Origin of the sequence: Mesorhizobium sp. WSM3860 (assembly GCF_002294995.1) — a bacterium.
Taxonomy (GTDB): domain Bacteria; phylum Pseudomonadota; class Alphaproteobacteria; order Rhizobiales; family Rhizobiaceae; genus Mesorhizobium.
The window spans coordinates 33,466-49,771 of sequence record NZ_NSGF01000002.1; the positions used below are offsets into that span (position 1 = coordinate 33,466).

General features: G+C 63.2%; 16 protein-coding genes. 7 read left to right on the top strand and 9 right to left on the bottom strand.

Annotated features, from left to right (window positions below):
* Positions 1-53: 53 nt before the first annotated feature.
* The 8 genes from CK220_RS04090 to CK220_RS04125 all read right to left on the bottom strand — a co-directional run bounded on the left by CK220_RS04090 (position 54) and on the right by CK220_RS04125 (position 8,434).
* On the bottom strand, positions 54-1,133 hold the full coding sequence (locus CK220_RS04090) for a glycosyltransferase (RefSeq protein WP_095810330.1): 1,080 nt from the start codon (positions 1,131-1,133) through the stop codon (positions 54-56).
* Positions 1,134-1,205: 72 nt separating this feature from the next.
* Positions 1,206-1,649 carry a hypothetical protein gene (locus tag CK220_RS04095; protein ID WP_095810708.1) on the bottom strand — a complete coding sequence of 148 codons (444 nt, stop codon included), beginning with the start codon at positions 1,647-1,649 and terminating at the stop codon, positions 1,206-1,208.
* 11 nt (positions 1,650-1,660) lie between these two features.
* The gene (locus CK220_RS04100; protein ID WP_095810331.1) at positions 1,661-3,106 is read right to left on the bottom strand and encodes a GMC family oxidoreductase; all 1,446 of its coding nucleotides are present in this window, start codon (positions 3,104-3,106) and stop codon (positions 1,661-1,663) included.
* Between the two features lie 104 nt (positions 3,107-3,210).
* Positions 3,211-4,542: a UDP-glucose/GDP-mannose dehydrogenase family protein gene (locus CK220_RS04105; RefSeq protein WP_095810332.1), complete on the bottom strand. Its 1,332-nt coding sequence runs from the start codon at positions 4,540-4,542 to the stop codon at positions 3,211-3,213.
* A 133-nt stretch (positions 4,543-4,675) separates the two neighbouring features.
* Entirely contained in the window at positions 4,676-5,548 is an 873-nt protein-coding gene (locus CK220_RS04110; protein ID WP_095810333.1) for a family 16 glycosylhydrolase, read from the bottom strand.
* 131 nt (positions 5,549-5,679) lie between these two features.
* A complete protein-coding gene (locus CK220_RS04115; protein ID WP_095810709.1) occupies positions 5,680-6,072 on the bottom strand; it encodes a hypothetical protein in 393 nt (130 codons plus the stop codon).
* A gap of 126 nt (positions 6,073-6,198) precedes the next feature.
* Positions 6,199-7,215 (bottom strand): glycosyltransferase, encoded by a 1,017-nt coding sequence (locus CK220_RS04120; protein WP_095810334.1) that lies wholly within the window; start codon positions 7,213-7,215, stop codon positions 6,199-6,201.
* A gap of 61 nt (positions 7,216-7,276) precedes the next feature.
* Positions 7,277-8,434, bottom strand: coding sequence for a nucleotidyltransferase family protein (locus tag CK220_RS04125; protein WP_095810335.1), 1,158 nt, complete (start codon positions 8,432-8,434; stop codon positions 7,277-7,279).
* A 501-nt stretch (positions 8,435-8,935) separates the two neighbouring features.
* Between CK220_RS04125 and CK220_RS04130 the strand changes: the two genes are divergently transcribed.
* The 6 genes from CK220_RS04130 to CK220_RS04155 all read left to right on the top strand — a co-directional run bounded on the left by CK220_RS04130 (position 8,936) and on the right by CK220_RS04155 (position 14,761).
* Positions 8,936-9,088 carry a lasso peptide gene (locus CK220_RS04130; RefSeq protein ID WP_095810336.1) on the top strand — a complete coding sequence of 51 codons (153 nt, stop codon included), beginning with the start codon at positions 8,936-8,938 and terminating at the stop codon, positions 9,086-9,088.
* A gap of 157 nt (positions 9,089-9,245) precedes the next feature.
* Complete coding sequence (locus CK220_RS04135) at positions 9,246-9,545, top strand: PqqD family protein (RefSeq protein ID WP_095810337.1); 300 nt, start codon at positions 9,246-9,248, stop codon at positions 9,543-9,545.
* Complete coding sequence (locus CK220_RS04140) at positions 9,529-9,945, top strand: lasso peptide biosynthesis B2 protein (RefSeq protein WP_095810338.1); 417 nt, start codon at positions 9,529-9,531, stop codon at positions 9,943-9,945. The genes CK220_RS04135 and CK220_RS04140 overlap by 17 nt, the downstream gene beginning before the upstream one ends.
* A 3-nt stretch (positions 9,946-9,948) precedes the next feature.
* Complete coding sequence (locus CK220_RS04145) at positions 9,949-11,868, top strand: lasso peptide isopeptide bond-forming cyclase (RefSeq protein WP_095810339.1); 1,920 nt, start codon at positions 9,949-9,951, stop codon at positions 11,866-11,868.
* Positions 11,869-11,981: 113 nt separating this feature from the next.
* On the top strand, positions 11,982-12,854 hold the full coding sequence (locus tag CK220_RS04150; RefSeq protein ID WP_245428995.1) for a serine kinase: 873 nt from the start codon (positions 11,982-11,984) through the stop codon (positions 12,852-12,854).
* A gap of 8 nt (positions 12,855-12,862) precedes the next feature.
* Positions 12,863-14,761, top strand: coding sequence for an ABC transporter ATP-binding protein (locus CK220_RS04155; RefSeq protein WP_095810341.1), 1,899 nt, complete (start codon positions 12,863-12,865; stop codon positions 14,759-14,761).
* On the opposite strand, the gene CK220_RS04160 is transcribed toward CK220_RS04155, so the two are convergent.
* Complete coding sequence (locus CK220_RS04160; protein WP_095810710.1) at positions 14,732-14,998, bottom strand: exopolysaccharide production repressor exox; 267 nt, start codon at positions 14,996-14,998, stop codon at positions 14,732-14,734. The genes CK220_RS04155 and CK220_RS04160 overlap by 30 nt on opposite strands.
* Positions 14,999-15,605: 607 nt before the next feature.
* Here CK220_RS04160 and CK220_RS04165 point away from each other — a divergent pair.
* On the top strand, positions 15,606-16,283 hold the full coding sequence (locus CK220_RS04165; RefSeq protein WP_067003431.1) for a sugar transferase: 678 nt from the start codon (positions 15,606-15,608) through the stop codon (positions 16,281-16,283).
* Positions 16,284-16,306 lie beyond the last annotated feature (23 nt).

Below are 16,306 nucleotides of genomic sequence, written 5' to 3' on the forward strand. Positions count from 1 at the left end.
GGATTCAATCGACGCGTTGCCCAGAACCGCCGCACCCTTCTGGGCGAAATGCATCAAGCAGCGCGCCGGGCGCGCTGCCGGGCAGCCCTGTCCAGCAAGGCGAAGAAGGTGGCGAACTGGCGCTCGGGATCGAGTTCCGGGCGCTGCGAGAACGTGAGCGCGGCTTCCGAGACCCGCTCATACTCCTCGCGATCGTTCCACAGCCGCCTGAGCGCCGTGACCCAGTCCTCGAGCGGCGCGTCATAGTCCAGCACGACACCGCCGGAGCCGATCGCTTCGGGCAGGCCGCCGCGCCGCGAGCCGAGGACGGGAATGCCGCTGCAATGGGCCTCGGAGGCAACGCGACCCCAGGCCTCTTCCCATTTGCTCGGCGCCAGCAGGATTCTGGTGCGACCGTAGAGAGTCTTCATGTCGTCGGTGCGGTTCTCGAGCTTGATATTGGAGAACGGCGCGATCGTCTCCGCGATGCGGGCGCGGTGATCGTCATCCAGCTTCCAGCTCTCGACGAACAGGAAAGGGATCTCCGGGCAGGCGGCCGCGATCCGCACAGCGAGCTCGAAACCTTTTTCCTCGTAGGGATTGATAAAGGTGACGTACTCGCCCGTCGTCGGCGTGCTGTAGGAAGCCGGATTGATGGTCGGCGGGATCACCGTGGAATCGATGCCGAACTCGCGCTTGTAAGTGCGCGCCGTGAACTCGGAATTGGCGATGTAAGACGCCGAGTTCAGCTCGCGCAGATCGCCGCCCAGTTCATGGAATTCCACGTTCCTGAGATAGACCACCAGCGGCACGCCTTCTGCCTCCAGCGCCTTGCCGAGCGGAACCGACTTGTGACACTGCACCACTGCTACGTCCGGCTGCAGCTTCTTGACGGCAAAGGCGGCCGCTTCCCAGGGAAACCAGGCACGCACCACCGGATAGCCGGGAAAATTGTCGATGACGGCGCGCTGGCCGAGCAGCTTCATCTTGGCGCGCGCCTTGTATCCGAACATGCCCTGGCCGAACAACGCCGCAAGCACCGATGCCTCGTGACCGTGTTCGATCAGTTGTTCCGCCAGATGATGGGTGCTCGACTGGACGCCGCCGCTGAATTGCGGCGGATAGCCGTTGCCGCCTGCGAAGAGAACTTTCATAGGTTCGGCTCCTTGTCACATTTTTCTTGGCCAGTTTTCCTGGCTTGCCGGCAAGTGTACCGGCGGGCAGTGTCAGGCATTCTGCTGCTCGAGATTGGCGAATGGATTGGTGCATGGATGCCAGCCGGTGAAGCGGATCGGATCGTTGGGCGAGCTGCGCCAGGCATAGTCGGTCAGCATGTGGAATTCGGCGATCACCCAGCGCTCGAAATTGCCGACATCCTGCTGTTTGCGCCTGGGCAGCAATTCGCGCGCCCTGTCAAGCCTCACAGTCTCCAAAAGCGTCACTGCATCCGCCAGCTTTTCGCTCGGGAATATCCATGGGTTACGGTTGCGGAATTCGAGCACGAATTGCTGCAGGTGCTCGATGCGCATGTTGAGCGGGCCGAAATATTTCTCCAGCGTGATGCGGACCAGATCCTCATCCGAGAAGGACGATACGGCCGCGGCGGCGATGCCGGTCGAAGCAATGCCGCCGGCAACAACGGCCAATGCGGTGCGTCGCGTGATCTTCATCGACCCCTCCTTCATGCCAGCCGGCTCGCCGCCCGCAGCGAAAGCGCCGCGGCGGTAAGGCTTGGGTTGGCGCAGGAACAGCTCGGATAGGTGCTGGTGCCGACGACGACGAGGTTCCGGAGCTGGTGGTGGATCATGTCGCGGTCGACCACCGAGTCGGCCGGGCCGGTGCCCATCCGCAAGGTGCCCTGCACATGCGATTCGGTCGGCCTTATGCCGCGATCGAAAATCTGCTCGACCGGAAGAGGCTTGAGCAGCGCCGGCAGTCTCTCGAGCGCCTTGGCCATGCCTTTGGTTGCATAGTCGGAGGCACCCTTGAAGCTGACGAACGCGTTCTCGTTCTTGTCGAGGATCACCCGGTTTTCCGGGTCGAGCAGGTTTTCGGTGACGATGACCAGCGGCAGCGCCTGCCGCAGCCGCCCTTTTTCGGCTCGCATGCCGTGCTGCCAGCGGTTCTCGAAATAGACCAGCGCGGCCGCGTGCTCGGCGCGATGCGGGCCGTCATAGAGGCCGAAATTCAAGCCGGTGGTGATGGTGCTGCCGTCGAAATTGTCGACGCCGTCGAGATAGACCTCGTAGTTCCAGCCATAGGATTCGTGCAGGCCGAGCCCGACGAATTCGCCGCCGAGTCCCGAGCGCAACATGATCGCAGGGCTCTGGATGGCGTTGGCGCCGAGGATGACGAGATCGCCGCTGACCGAATACTCCTTGCCGTCGCGCAGGAAGGCAACTGAACGCACCGAGCCGGCTGAATGGTCGAGCCGGCGCACTTCGGCGCCCAGGCATACCGACACATCCGCGTGCTGGAAGACGTGCATCAAACCATTGTTGGCGGTGAACTTGGCGTCGGCCGGGCAGAGCCAGCATCTGAGGTTGGCACAGCATGAGTTGCGCTGCGCCGTCGCGACGCGGGCGCGGGCGGTCGGCATGACGAAATGCTGCTCCGGCTGCGCCGCCTTCATCATCCGGTCCGGTGTCGACATGCGGTGCGGCGGCTGCGGGAACGGCCGCGAACGCGGCAGCATCCGGGCCATGTCTGGGTCGCCGGAGATCGACATGACCTCTTCGGCGTCGCAATAGAACGGCTCCAGCTCGTCATAGCTGATCGGCCAGTCGTTGCCGACGCCGTAGGTGCTCTTCAGCCTGAAGTCGTTGGGATGGAAGCGCGGCGTCTGCGCGAACCAGCAGTTGGTGCCGCCGCCGAGGCCGATCGTGTAGTTCCACGGCTTGTCGGCATTGTCGGTCTTGTAGGTGCTCTCGTCGTCTATGTCGGTGTTGGCGTTCTGGTCAAGCTGCCATTCATGCGTGTTGTGGCGGCCCCATTCCAGCACAAGGACCCGGGCTTTGCGCCGCTTCAGGAACTCATGCAGGAAAAAGGCTGAACCGAAACCGGAACCGATGACGACGAGGTCGAAATGCTCGTTGGCGATTTGTTCGGGCTGAACGTCCATCACCATCAGATCGAATCTCCCGAAACGCGCACGATCATTGTCGGCCCTCCATCATTGTCGGCCCCACTGTCGTTCGCCGGAGCCATCCGGCGGGAAACTGGCGAACACCGTCATGCCGCCATCCTGCCGATCGAGTGGTATTCGATGCCGTAGCGGGCGATGACCTTCGGGTCGTAGAGGTTGCGGCCGTCGAAGATGACCGGTGTCGTCAGCGCGTCCTTGAGCGCGTCGAAGGAGGGAGCCCTGAAGCTCTTCCATTCGGTGCAGATGAGAAGCGCGTCGGCGCCGCGCAGGGCCGCTTCCTTGGTGCCGCACAAGAGAAGGTCCTCGCGCTGGCCATAGATGGCCTGGCACTCCTGCATGGCCTCCGGATCGTAAGCCTGCACCTTGGCGCCGGCGGCCCACAGCGCCTCCATCAGTGTGCGCGACGGAGCCTCGCGCATGTCGTCGGTGTTCGGCTTGAAGGCCAGGCCCCACAGCGCAAACGTCTTGCCCTTGAGGGCGCTCTGGAAATATCGGTCGACCTTGTCGAACAGCACCGATTTCTGTGCGTTGTTGCGCTCTTCGACGGCGCGCAGCAGCTTGGCGTCGAACTTGACGCCCTCGGCGGTCTTGATCAGCGCGCGCACATCCTTGGGAAAGCAGGAGCCGCCATAGCCGAGGCCGGGATAGATGAAGTGGTAGCCGATGCGCGGATCGCTGCCGATGCCCTTGCGCACCTCTTCTATGTCGGCGCCCAATTGTTCGGCGAGGTTCGCCATCTCGTTCATGAAGCTGATCTTGGTCGCCAGCATGCAGTTGGCCGCATACTTTGTGAACTCGGCGCTGCGGACATCCATCACGATCATCTTCTCGTGGTTGCGGTTGAACGGCGCGTAAAGCTCGCGCATCACCGCCTCGGTGTCCTCGCTCGACGTGCCGACGATGATGCGGTCCGGCTTCATGCAGTCGGCGACTGCCGAGCCTTCCTTGAGGAATTCCGGATTCGACGCGACGTCGAAGGTCAGGTCCTCGCGGCCGCGCGCCTTCAGCGTCTGGGCGACCCTTTCTTTGATCTTCTCGCAGGTGCCGACCGGCACAGTGGACTTGCCGACGACAATCTTGGGCGCGTCCATCTCGCGGCCGATGGCCTCGGCGACGGCAAGCACGTATTTCAGGTCGGCCGAGCCATCCTCGCCAGGGGGCGTGCCGACCGCGATCATCTGGATCTGGCCATGCTTGACCGCCGCGGCCGCGTCGGTGGTGAAGCGGATGCGGCCGGCGGCGTGGTTCTCCTTGACAAGAGCTTCCAGCCCGGGCTCGAAAATCGGGATGAAACCCTGGTTGAGCCGTTGCACCTTCGCTTCGTCGATGTCGACACACACCACCTCGTGCCCAACCTCCGCAAGCACCGCGGCCTGGACGAGACCGACATAGCCAATTCCAAACACCGTCAAATTCATTTGGTTCTATTCCTGTTTAAGGCCGGGCCGCAAAACGGCCCGGCCAGTTAAGATGTCCCCCAGGCCCTGCATGAGGCCTAGATATTCGGCATGATCCTATCCCAAAACCAGTTCCTACTTTTGGGGGACATGCCTAGTTGCTGTTAGTTATGGTGCATGCCAGCGACTCCGGGAACTGGCACGGCTGGCCGAGCGCTGTAAAAGCGATGCGCTTGACCTGCATGGTCACCTTGCGGCCGGGATCGGCGAAAGCGCCCATCCAGTTGGTCAGCTTGTCGCTGCCCCACAGGCTGAAGAATATTTTCTGCGGATTGGTCGGCAATTCGTCCGGGTTGGTCACCTCGTTGACCAGCTTGCCGTTGACATACCAGCGCAGCCGGTCCTTCTCCCAAACGAAGCCATAGTCGTTGAACCCCTTGTCGGCGCCGCCTTCGACGTCGACCAGCTTGCCATTCTTCGGCTTGCCTTGGATGTAGCTGTTCACCTGGACTTTGCTCGGGTCCTTGGTGAGGACCTCGAAGTCGATCTCGTCCCAGGGCTTTTTGTGCTGCGGCCCGATATAGGTGAAAAAGGCGGCATTGAGGCCGGATCCGGTATCCGTCTTCATCCGCGCCTCATAGACGCCGTAGCCATAGCGCTGCTTGGTCTGGACCTCGGCGCAAGCGAACTCGCGATCCTTCAGCTTGCGCTTTTCGAAGCTCAGCGACAGCACGCCGTCGGAAAGCCGGACAAGGTCCTTCGACCATGTGCAGTTCTGATGATTGCCGTTGCTCCAGCCGTCGGAGACGAACCAGCGCGAGCGGTCGAAATTCGAAAAATTGTCAACGAAGGACGGCGCGCTCTGCATCTCCTCGGCATGCACCGTATGGGGCGGAGCCACAATAGCGGCCGCGGCCGCAAGCAACGCCCCGGCGAGCCAGGCCTTAAGCTTCGTTGACCTATTCGAATGCGCGCGCGGCATGCCGCAAGCAGCCGCGGTGGAGGTGTCGTTCGGATATGCGTTCATGACAAACTGTACCTTTGTGCTGTCCGCCCCAACCCAAAGTCATTCCTGGCCCGCCTCCAGAGAGCCACTTCTGATCCTCCGCCTCTTACTCCTCTAATGTCTTGCAGCGATGACCGCGCATGGACGCGCTGTCAGCCTCTGCCCGCAGACCTTGCCTGTGCGGCCTGCGAACCGGGTTGCCCGACACCGTGGTCGACAATCGCGTCGAGCGAATGACGCAGTTCCTTCATCAGACCTTTCTGGCGCGTGAGCTCGGCGATGCGCCGCTCGTAATTCAGGATCGCGCCGGTCATCGCGCTGACATCCGACGACTTGTCTGTCGACGCGGAGCCGTTCTCCATTGCCTCGACCAGGAAAGCGGCGTTGGTCGCCGTCGAGCGATAGCGGTTCTCCAGCCCGGTCTTTTCCGCTTCGATCTCAGCGGAGATCTGGTCGAACAGCTTCGCCAGACGGTCGAGCCGCTGGAGATCGGTCTGCCGGTCACGAGCCGGATCCCTGGATCTGAAGCCAAAAATCGAAGCCATTCGATCGGCCTTTCGAAATTGCTGCACCGCAACATAGCTTGCCATTCTCGGGGCAAGTAGGCAACCTCGTAGTTTCGGAAAGCGGATTTTTTAGGGAACGGCGCCAGCGCTGACGCTTTTGTCGGATCATTCTGTTGCGGCACTTGTTGCCGGCATCAGGAAGCGCATCGGGGGCACCTGCTGCTTTGCAGCAATGCCGGCGCGGCGGAGCAACGCGTCCAGCTTGTCGGCCGCCACGCCGCGAACGATCGGGACCAGATTGGACTGGCTGGCGAAGGCATAGGCGGCGGCCGACGCTAGGCCGCGCTCCGCCTTCACGTCGAGGAAATTGCGCAGCCGGTACTTGTCACGCACATGGCGCTCGTGGCGCCGCAATGCGGCCTTCGAGCCCTCCGGCAGGTTGCCCAGCGCCAGCAGCGCCAAGTCGGCATCGGCAAGCCGCTTCAGATCCTGGGTCCTGTGGCGGCCGCTCAGCGAATCGGCGCGAACGATCGCGCCATAGCCGCAGGACTTGATGATTTTGAAACGCGCCCCGCAGGCGACCGCGCGCGCATAGAGCTCGTAGTCCTCGCCGAGCCGCAGGTTTTCGTCGTAGCTCAGCCCATAACGATCGAGGAACGCCCGGCTGATCACCGGCTTGAGGAAGCCCAATTCGCCGCGCAGCACCCGGCGGCGAGAAATGTTGCCTTCGATGAAACGCTCGAAGTCGAGGAACTGCGGTTCTGGCGCGAAGGAGGGAGCCGCGACCTTGGTGGGGTCGGTCGCGGCGTCGTCCCTGATCAGCATGATGTTGTCCGCCGCGAAATCCCAGTCGGCGCTGGCAAACAGCCGGCGGAAACGGCCTTCGAGGAAGAAATCGTCAGCGTCAAGGATGCTGATGAAAGGCGAAACGGAAGCTTTTATCGCGGCGTTGCGCGCAAAGGACGGACCATGGTTGGCGTCGAGACGCATCACGTTGAGCCGGCCGCTGCCGTCATCGGCGGCCAGCGCCACATTCTGTGTGTCGTCGGTGGAGGCGTCGTCGACCACGACGACTTCCGCCACCTCCGCCTCGCGCAGAGCGGAAGCGATGGCGACCGGTATGGTCCGCGCCGCGTTGCGGGCGGCGATGATGACGCAGACCCTTGGGGTCGTCACGGGCATGATTCACCTTTCGATTGCATGGCTGACAGCCCGCCCCTGGCCTTAGATGCAAAACCGGTCTTCATCCGTTGCCCCGCACCGGCGCGGACGCGGCCGGCCGCTCGAAGATCCGCCGGCTGAGATCGGCGGAGGCCGCCCAGCCGGCCTCCGCCAGATAGCGCACGGGCTCGCGCCCGCAGAGTTCCCACAGCACCGTCCGCCGCTGCGGCCAGCGCAACGAGGACAGCCAGGGCGCGATCACCATGTGGAAGAGGTCGGCATTGTCGATGCGCGCCAGGATCCGGGTGGCACGGTCCGAAAGGAGGGTAGCGGTACCGCCAAGCAGAACGTCGGCCGCGCGCAAACCAAGCAGCAGCGTGTCGGCGAGGCCCTGCTCCTCAGCATGGTCGAGCAGTTGCTGCTGCTCGGCTTCGTCCAGCCGGCCGGCCGCGGCTCTAACGTCGCAGACATAGCCGGCGCAGGGCTCGCGGTTGAAGAAGGCTTTGGCGACGCTGATGCAGGACAAGAGCAACGTGTCGGACGCCGAAATGAAGGGCATGGTGGCGCCCGCAACCTTGACCTCGCGCTTGCGGCGCAGGAAGCCGTCGATGTCGCGCGGGCTCGGCGAGCCCGGCTGCTGCAGCCGATGGTGAAGATCGACCGTGGCGGCCCGCACGCCATTGTCGCGGACCATGTGCTGCTCGCCGAGGAAACGCACCCACCAGACCGAACGGGACTTGCCCGCGACCTCGTAGCCGGCCGAGCGGAGGGCTTCGCGGGCGGCAGAGAAGCCGGACGGCGAAACCAGGATGTCGACGTCGCCGGATGGCTTCATGAAATGATCGCCGTAGAGCAATTGCTGCTGGAAGGGGCCCTTCAGGAAGACGAAGTCGATCTGCCTGCCCTGCAACACCCGATGGATGGCGATCGAGTCCCCGATGCAGGCGGCGTTCATCGACATGGTGCGCCGGCGATAACAATCGAGCCATGCGAGCAATTCGGGGCGCGTGGCGCCGGTCGCTCCATGCGAGAGAGCCTTGAGCAAAAAGACCGCGACCTTGTTCAACCTCGCAATGTCGGTAACGTCGACCACGGAGATTGCCGGAGCCGGCATACCGCCATGGTCGGCTACTCGCGCCGTCGGATTGAAGAACAGCCGCAGACAGGCCTGCACATAGGCGACTTCGTCGGCGCTGCCGGCCGCGCGCAGCCTGTCGTAAGAAGCGTCCTGCACGGCCATGCCCGTTGTCGTTTCTCCGCAAAACCGCCCGCGGCGGCGTTTATACCGCACCTGCGAAGAAAAGCATCGCCAAAAATCAGGAACGCCATCGAGCCCCTTCCCAAGCGGCCTCGTGTCTGCAACCTGCGCGTTCATATTCGCTAATCGCCGATCACTTTTGAAGACAGATCCGGTGGCGGCCAGGTGAGCCGGCAATCGTTATCTTCTGCAGTATTTTCTTCGCGATTCCCGCATAGTCACTCCAGGCTCACGAACTTACCTCAATCAAATCATATGCTTACTTAGGCGGCAAAAAGGCGATGCTGAACGTTCGAGTGAAGTTCGCCCGAGATGCAAAGGCCGGCGACGCCATCACTGACGCCGGCATCTGCAACCAAGAATTGATTACTGCCTGGTAAATCAGGCTTGACTCATAAATGTTGCCGTGCAGCAATTGCAACGCAGCATAGCAATATGCTGGCGGCATTCCGACGCCGCTTCCAGTCTTAATTGGAGAATAGAATGGAACAGCATGTTGAAAAGCAAGAGTACGAGACCCCAAGCCTGACGGTTCACGGTTCGATCGAAACGATCACGCAGGGTGCCTCCGGGACCACGGCGCTTGACGCGGCATTTCCCGCGCACACGCCGGTCGGTGAGCTCACCTTCTCCTGAGCTTGCAGCGCCCGGAGTTGTCGCAGTTGGGGCTCCGGGCGTTCTCTTTCTTCAAACAGTGAACCGGGGACTCGTGTCCTTGGGCTCCCTGGCCGAGAATCGCAGGCAACCGATCCCGGTCGAGGTCACGCATAGCGTTCAACAATGAGGTTTTAGGATGCACTGGAACCCATCGGACCATGACCGCGTGGTCGCGAGCGGCGATGCCGTGGCTTGCGAATTCGGCAACGGACTGGCGCTGCTCCATCTCAAATCCAACATTTACTACAGCCTGAACGGGGTCGGCGCCTACATTTGGGAGCTGATCCAGGAGCCACTCCCGATCCTCGACATAAGAGGCGCGGTGCTCGCCCGCTATGATGTCGATACCGAACGCTGCAAGGCCGATGTCGAGGGCCTGCTCAAGGGACTGATCGAAGCCGGGCTTGCGAGGTTCCACCATGAGGAACTGGCCTAGGGTCCTCTCGCTTAGCGGCCCGGAGGTGCTGTTTCTGGCGCGCTGCCTGGCAGTGGTCAGCCTCGTGCGGCTGGGGCTGACACTTTCGTCCTATAATCGCATGCGCGCGCTGGTGACTCGACTGGAAGCGAGGAATGACGCTGGTCTCGCCGATCTGCGGCGCGTCGCATGGGGCGTTGCCGCTGCTGCACGATACGTGCCCGGCGCCAGCTGCCTTACCCAGGCGCTTGCCGGGCAGTATCTGCTTGCCCGCCAGGGCAATGCCGCCAAGATCAGCATCGGCATCGCGCGCGACCCCGGCGCCGATCTCAAGGCACATGCCTGGCTGATCAGCGGCGAGCACATCGTGCTTGGCGGCTCGATCAACGGCTTTGCCCATCTCGTCGATCACGGGCAATAGGCGATGAGCGGCGTCGCCGGAATTCTGCTGAGACGGGATGGCAGCCCAGCGGCAGCGGCCGACATCCAGCAGATGCTGGCGCGCATGCGCCACCGGGCGCGCGACGGCAGCTCATGGTGGACGGACAAACACGCAGCACTAGGCCATGCCTGGCTCAACACGACGGGCGAGCAGGGCCCAGGCCCGCTGACAATGGCCGGCGGCAAGCTCGCCATTACGGCCGATTGCCGGCTGGACAACCGCGAGGAGCTTCTGGCGCGGCTCGGCGTCCGCGACCGGTCGGCCGCCGACGCCATGCTGCTGATGTGCGCCTATCTCAAATGGGGCGAGGCCTGTCCGACCTACCTGCAAGGCGATTTCGCCTTCGCGATCTGGGACGCCGAGCGCCGGGCGCTGTTTTGCGCGCGCGACCATTTCGGCGTCAAACCTTTCTACTACCATTGCGCCGACAGGCGCTTTGCCTTCGCCTCTGAGATCGGCCCTCTCCTGGCGCTGGAAGGTATCGGCAGGAGTCTCAGCGAGCATCAGATTTCCGGCTTCCTGGCCGGCCTGCCGGACGATCCGCAATCAACGCTCTATGCGGAGATCTTTCGCCTGCCCGCTCGGCACAGCATGACGGTGACCAATAATCAGGTCGTTCTGAGCCGCTACTGGGAGATTGAGCCGTCGCAAAGGCAGCTGCGTTCGGATGCAGCGGACGAGTTCCTGCATCTTTTCGCGCGGTCGGTTGAAAACCGGATGCGGGGCACGCCGTCCGTCGGTGCCATGCTGAGCGGTGGGCTCGATTCGTCCTCGATCGCCTGCGTGGCCGGACTTCAAGCGGCGGCGGCGCAGAAGCCGAAGCTCAAAACCTTTTCGCTGGTCTTCGACAGAGGCTCGTCAATGGACGAGCGGCCCTTCATCGACGCGGTGCTGGAGCAATATGCGCTCGACGGCACACTGATTGCGGTCGGCGACTATGCGCCCTTCGCCGAGTTTGACCGAATTCTGGAGGAACAGGAAGGAACCTTCCTGGCGCCCGGCCTGTCCCTGACCCGCAGCATCTATCGCACCGCCAGCGCTAAGGACGTCAAAGTGCTTCTCGACGGCCATGGCGGCGACGAGGTCGTATCGCAAGGACATGGGCATCTGCATGAACTCGCCCATGGCGGCAGGTGGCTAGAGCTGTGGCGCGAGCTGCACAGTGCCGCCAACACCTATGGCGACCGGATGCTACCTCTGTACTTCAAGTTCCTCGCCGCCTACGGGCCGGCTTGGCGGCTTGCCAGGATGACGGCGAAGGCCAAGCGCTTGCTCGGAAAACTGCGGCGCCGACCCTCCCATGCACCGCGCGCGGCCTGGGCAGGACTGGTCAACCCGGAGCTTGCCAAGCGCACCGATCTCGCCGAACGTTTCGATCGCGCGGCCTATATGCCCGCCAATGTCAGCACGAGCGAAGCGCTCACGCATCGCTGGCTTCTGTCCACCGGGCTGGTGCCCCATGCCTTCGAGGTTCTCGACAAGGCCGCCGCCAATTTCGGCATCGAACCGCGCTATCCGTTCTGGGACAAGCCGCTGGTCGAATTCTGCCTGGCGCTGCCGGGCGAGGAAAAGCTGCGCAACGGCTTCGGCCGCCATGTGCTGCGCCGGGCGATGGAAGGCGTGCTGCCGCCGGCGGTGCAGTGGCGGCGCGACAAGATCGATTTCACTGCCAACCTGGTCAAAGGCATGATCCTCAACCATCGCGATCTCCTGGACAGGCTGCTGGTGTCGGACAACGACTTGATCGCCCCCTATGTCAATCTGCCCGAGGTGAACGCGGTCTATGCGCGCATGCTGCAGCGGCCAGAGCAAGCGACGCTGCCCGACGTCCAGCATATCTGGCGTTCGGCCTCACTGTCGCTATGGCTGCGGCAGGTCCAACAGCATGGAAACCCTGCATGAACTCTCCGGCCCCTTCCCTTGCCGCGAGGCCAGGTTCCGCGATCGAAGCGACCCCTCGAAACGGGCGTGCCCGTCGGTTCTACAAGGCGTACGGCCTGACGATCGGGTCCGAGGTGGTTTTGCCGGAACTGGAACCGACCGCGCCGGCAACACCGGACATCGAGATCGCTGTTGGGCCGATCGATTTTCCGGAGGCTGCACTGGCGAACGCTGCGGCCTTTCGCTTCGAGCCGACGCGCCAGTACCTGTCCTGGCAAGCCGTCGGCACCTTCCTGATCAACGATGCCTCCAGGATCGATGTCGATCCGGCGCCGGGCATCGATGATCCGCTGCTTGCCTTCCCACTTCTGGGTCCGGTGCTGGCGCTCACGCTGCATCAGCGCGGCCTGCTTGTCCTGCACGCCAGCGCCATCGCCGTTGGCGGGCAAAGCGTGATCTTCATGGGCGACAAGGGTGCCGGCAAGTCGACCACGGCGGGCGCTATGGTCCGCGCCGGTCACCTTCTGCTTACCGACGATGTCGTGGCGCTGGACCTGTCCGATCCTTCACGACCGATGATCCTGCCCGGCTTTCCGCAGCTCAAGCTTGCCGCGGATGCCGCGAACGCCATCAGAATCGGACGAGCGGAGGTGCGGCCGCAGGTGCATCCGCAGATCGAGAAGGCGCAGCATCGCCTGCAGGACGGATTCTGCGGCGAAGCCGTGCCGGCGGCCCGGATCTATATGCTGGAGCGCGGCGGGCAGGCGGCGATCACGCCGCTAAAGGGCGCCGCCGCCCTGCCGGCGATCATCAAATTCTCCTACATCACGCGGTTCGGCCGGCAGGCCCTGGTCGGCGGTTCCGCGTCCACGCATCTCGGTCAATGCGCGCAGCTTGCCGGCCGGATCGGCGTCAGCCGGCTGGAAGTGCCGGCAGGCCTGGAGCGGATCGATGAGGCCGTCGCCCTGATCGAGCGCGATCTGGCCGCCGGCGCCTGGGCAAGGTGAGCAGCGGCATGGTCTGGTCCTCGAAACTTCGCCTGACACTTTTGCGGGAGGTGGCCGGTTTCGGCGGCGTCATGGCGCATATCGGCGGGCAGCGCACGCTGACGGCGCTTGCCTTCCTGATCCTCGGGAGTCTGACCGAGGGCCTCTCGATCCTGCTTTTGATCCCGCTCTTGCATCTGATCGGCAGTGCCGACCAGGATTTCGCCGTGCGCGCACCGGGCGCCTTGCGCTGGCTGGTGCCGGGCGGCTCGATCTCGCTGGCGACGGTGCTGTGCCTGCTCGTCGCGCTGGTGGCGCTGCAGGCGATGTTCAACCGCTTCAAGTCGCTCTACATGGCGCGGCTGCTCTACGACTTCGTCAACCGCGTGCGCATGAACCTGTTCGAGAGCATCGGCAAGGCGCGCTGGGGCGTCTTCACCCGCATGCGCAGCTCCGATCTCGACCACGCCCTGACCGGCGACATCGACCGCGTTCAGGCGGCAGCCTTCTCGCTGCTGATGCTCGCCCAGACGGCGCTGCTGCTTGCCGGCTATCTCGTGGTGTCGGTGTTCATTTCGCCGGTGATGACGTCCTTCGCCATCCTGATCGGCGTGCTCTTGTTCATCGCGCTGCAGCCCTTCCGGGCGCGCGCCACCGCCTACGGCCGCGTGCTGACCGGCAGCCGCCAGGACCAATACCGCACGGTCTCGGAGTTCCTCGGCGGCATCAAGGTGGCCAAGAGCCTGAATGTCGAGGCGAGCTATTTCGCGCAGCTCCGCGCGACGCTGGATAAAATGAAGTCGGACAATGTCGCCTATGTCCGCAACAGCACCATCGGCACCGCGTTGTTCCAGGTCGCGAGCGTGATCGGGCTCAGCCTGTTCATCTACATCGCGCTGGTCCGCTTCCATCTCTCCCTTGCGGAAATTGTCGTGTTGCTCCTGGTCTTCATGCGGGTCGCGCCCCGCTTCATGGAGGTGCAGGTGCAGGCGCAGCAGATGCTGATCAACCTGCCGGCCTACACCGCCATGCAGGCCCTGCAAGCGCGCTTCGATGCCGAGCGCGAGATGGAGCCCGGCGATGCCGCGCAGAACGCAAGGCTGTCGCTCGACACGGGCCTCGACATCCGCGACGTCTCGTTCGCCTATGGCGACGGCGATGGCAGGCCGGTGGTGAGCGGCATCACCTTCGGCCTTCCCGCCGGCGAGGTGACGGCGCTGATCGGCCCGTCTGGTTCGGGCAAGAGCACGATCGCCGACCTGCTGCTTGGGCTGCTCGAGCCGACCGAGGGCAGGATCCTGGCGGACGGTGTCGAGATCACCGGGCAAAACCGCAGGGCCTGGCGCGGCCAGGTGGCCTATGTGCCGCAGGAGGTGTTTCTGCTGCACGACACGGTCGCCGCCAATCTGCGCCTGGCGGCGCCGCAGGCCAGCGACGAGGAGCTGTGGGTGGCGCTGCGCAAGGCTCATGCGGCCGACTTCGTCGAGCGGTTCGACCGGAGGCTCGAAACAGTGGTGGGCGACCGCGGCGTCAGGCTTTCCGGCGGCGAACGCCAGCGCATCGCGCTGGCACGGGCGCTGCTGCGCGAACCCTCGCTGCTCATCCTCGACGAGGCGACGAGCGCGCTCGACTGGCAGAATCAGTCGCTGATCGCTCAATCGATCGAGGAACTGCGCGGCAAGATGACCATTCTCACGATCGCGCATCGCCCATCGATGATCGCCTTCGCGGACTGGGTCGTGGCCATCGAGGGCGGCCGCATCGTCGAGGTCGGGCAATATCAGCGGCTGAAAGCAAAGTCGGGCAGCCGGTTGGCCAAGATGCTCTCCGGCGAACGGGCCGAACGCGAAACCGCACCATTGGCCGACAATGCGCCGCTCCCGGCGCCGGCTGAACGATCAGCGGAGGCTGCCGCGCCTGGCGGTTAGCTTTTCGCCCTCGGTCACCTTGATGCCGCGGTCGGCCTCCCGCGCCTTGTCGGCGGGTATCGGCCCGCTCCTGACGGCCATGGCGAACACCAGAACGAAGTAACCCACCTGAATGACCACAGCGCAAATGAGGGCACGCATGAGGATGGTGCCAAGCGATTCGCCGTCGAGCCAGGACCAGCCGACTACAATGGCGAGCGCGAATATCATCCCGACGATGAACTTTGGCAAAGACATGCTCGTCGGTCCTTCAACCGGCACGAGCATGCAAAAGCTGTGGCTTACCCACCCGCGTAACTCCCCGTTTCGCCAGAGAGCTATTTCTGGCTGCCCAATCCGACCGGTTGCTTCCGGCCTTTCCGACCCATCCAGACTATGACAGAAACAGTTTGCCACTCTATTAAGGCGAGACCTTTGCAGCAAGGCCAAGCGCAGGTGATTTCCAACGGTTTTGCGGCATCGACTCTGCCATGCTGCGGCGCACACCCCTGCATTGTCACCTATTCACCATAACGAAATCGTCGATAGTAGAACCGAACACGTTAACCAGTATTTTATCCGAAGAACTTACCTGAGCGAGTGATTCTGGCGCCCTGCAACCGCCGTTCGTCTGCAGCAAAGAATGCACTGCCCAAAATCAGCCCAAAAGCGGTACTACATTTCCCGAAAATTCTCTCACCTTGTCATAAACATGCCACAAAGGCGAAAATTTGGGCAGGGCAGGTTTATTATTTGGTCAATTCATGACGCGAACATTTCACGCGAATGGGAAATTGTGTGTTGCGCTGCAGCATTTTTTTGATATCGTGCCGTAAACCATCCGTTCAACGTATGGAGCTTTTGCATGAGGGACGTCGCCAAGCCGGCTAATGCGGGTTTTTCGCAGGCCGGCATTGATTTTCCACCTCCCATCGGCGGTCTGCTCAAACGCAGTTTCGATATCGTCGGTTCCCTGGCGGGTCTGGTCCTGCTCAGCCCGCTCTTCCTGATGGTCGCCCTGCTGGTCAAGCTTTCCGACCGCGGCCCGATCTTCTACGGCCACAAGCGGATCGGTCGCGGCGGAAGGATTTTCGCCTGCCTCAAATTCCGCACCATGGTGCAGGATGGCGAGAAGGTGCTCGCCGCGCATCTGGCCGCCAATCCGGATGCTGCCGCCGAATGGGCCGCGACCCGCAAGCTGAAGGACGATCCGCGCGTGACGCGTGTCGGCGCGGTGCTGCGGAAGCTCAGCCTTGACGAGCTGCCGCAGATCATCAACATCCTGCAGGGCGACATGAGCCTGGTCGGGCCGCGCCCGGTCGTACGCGACGAGCTCGAGATCTACGGCAGCGCCGCAGTCTATTATCTGAAGTCGCGCCCGGGCCTCACCGGGCTGTGGCAGGTGAGCGGGCGCAACGACGTGTCCTACGACACGCGCGTCGCCTTCGATCGTCACTATGTCGAGAACTGGTCGATGGTCGAGGACATTCGCATCATCGTCAAAACCGTGCCCGCCGTGTGGATGGCGCGCGGCAGCTATTGACCGCCAGGCCTGTCCCGCCAACC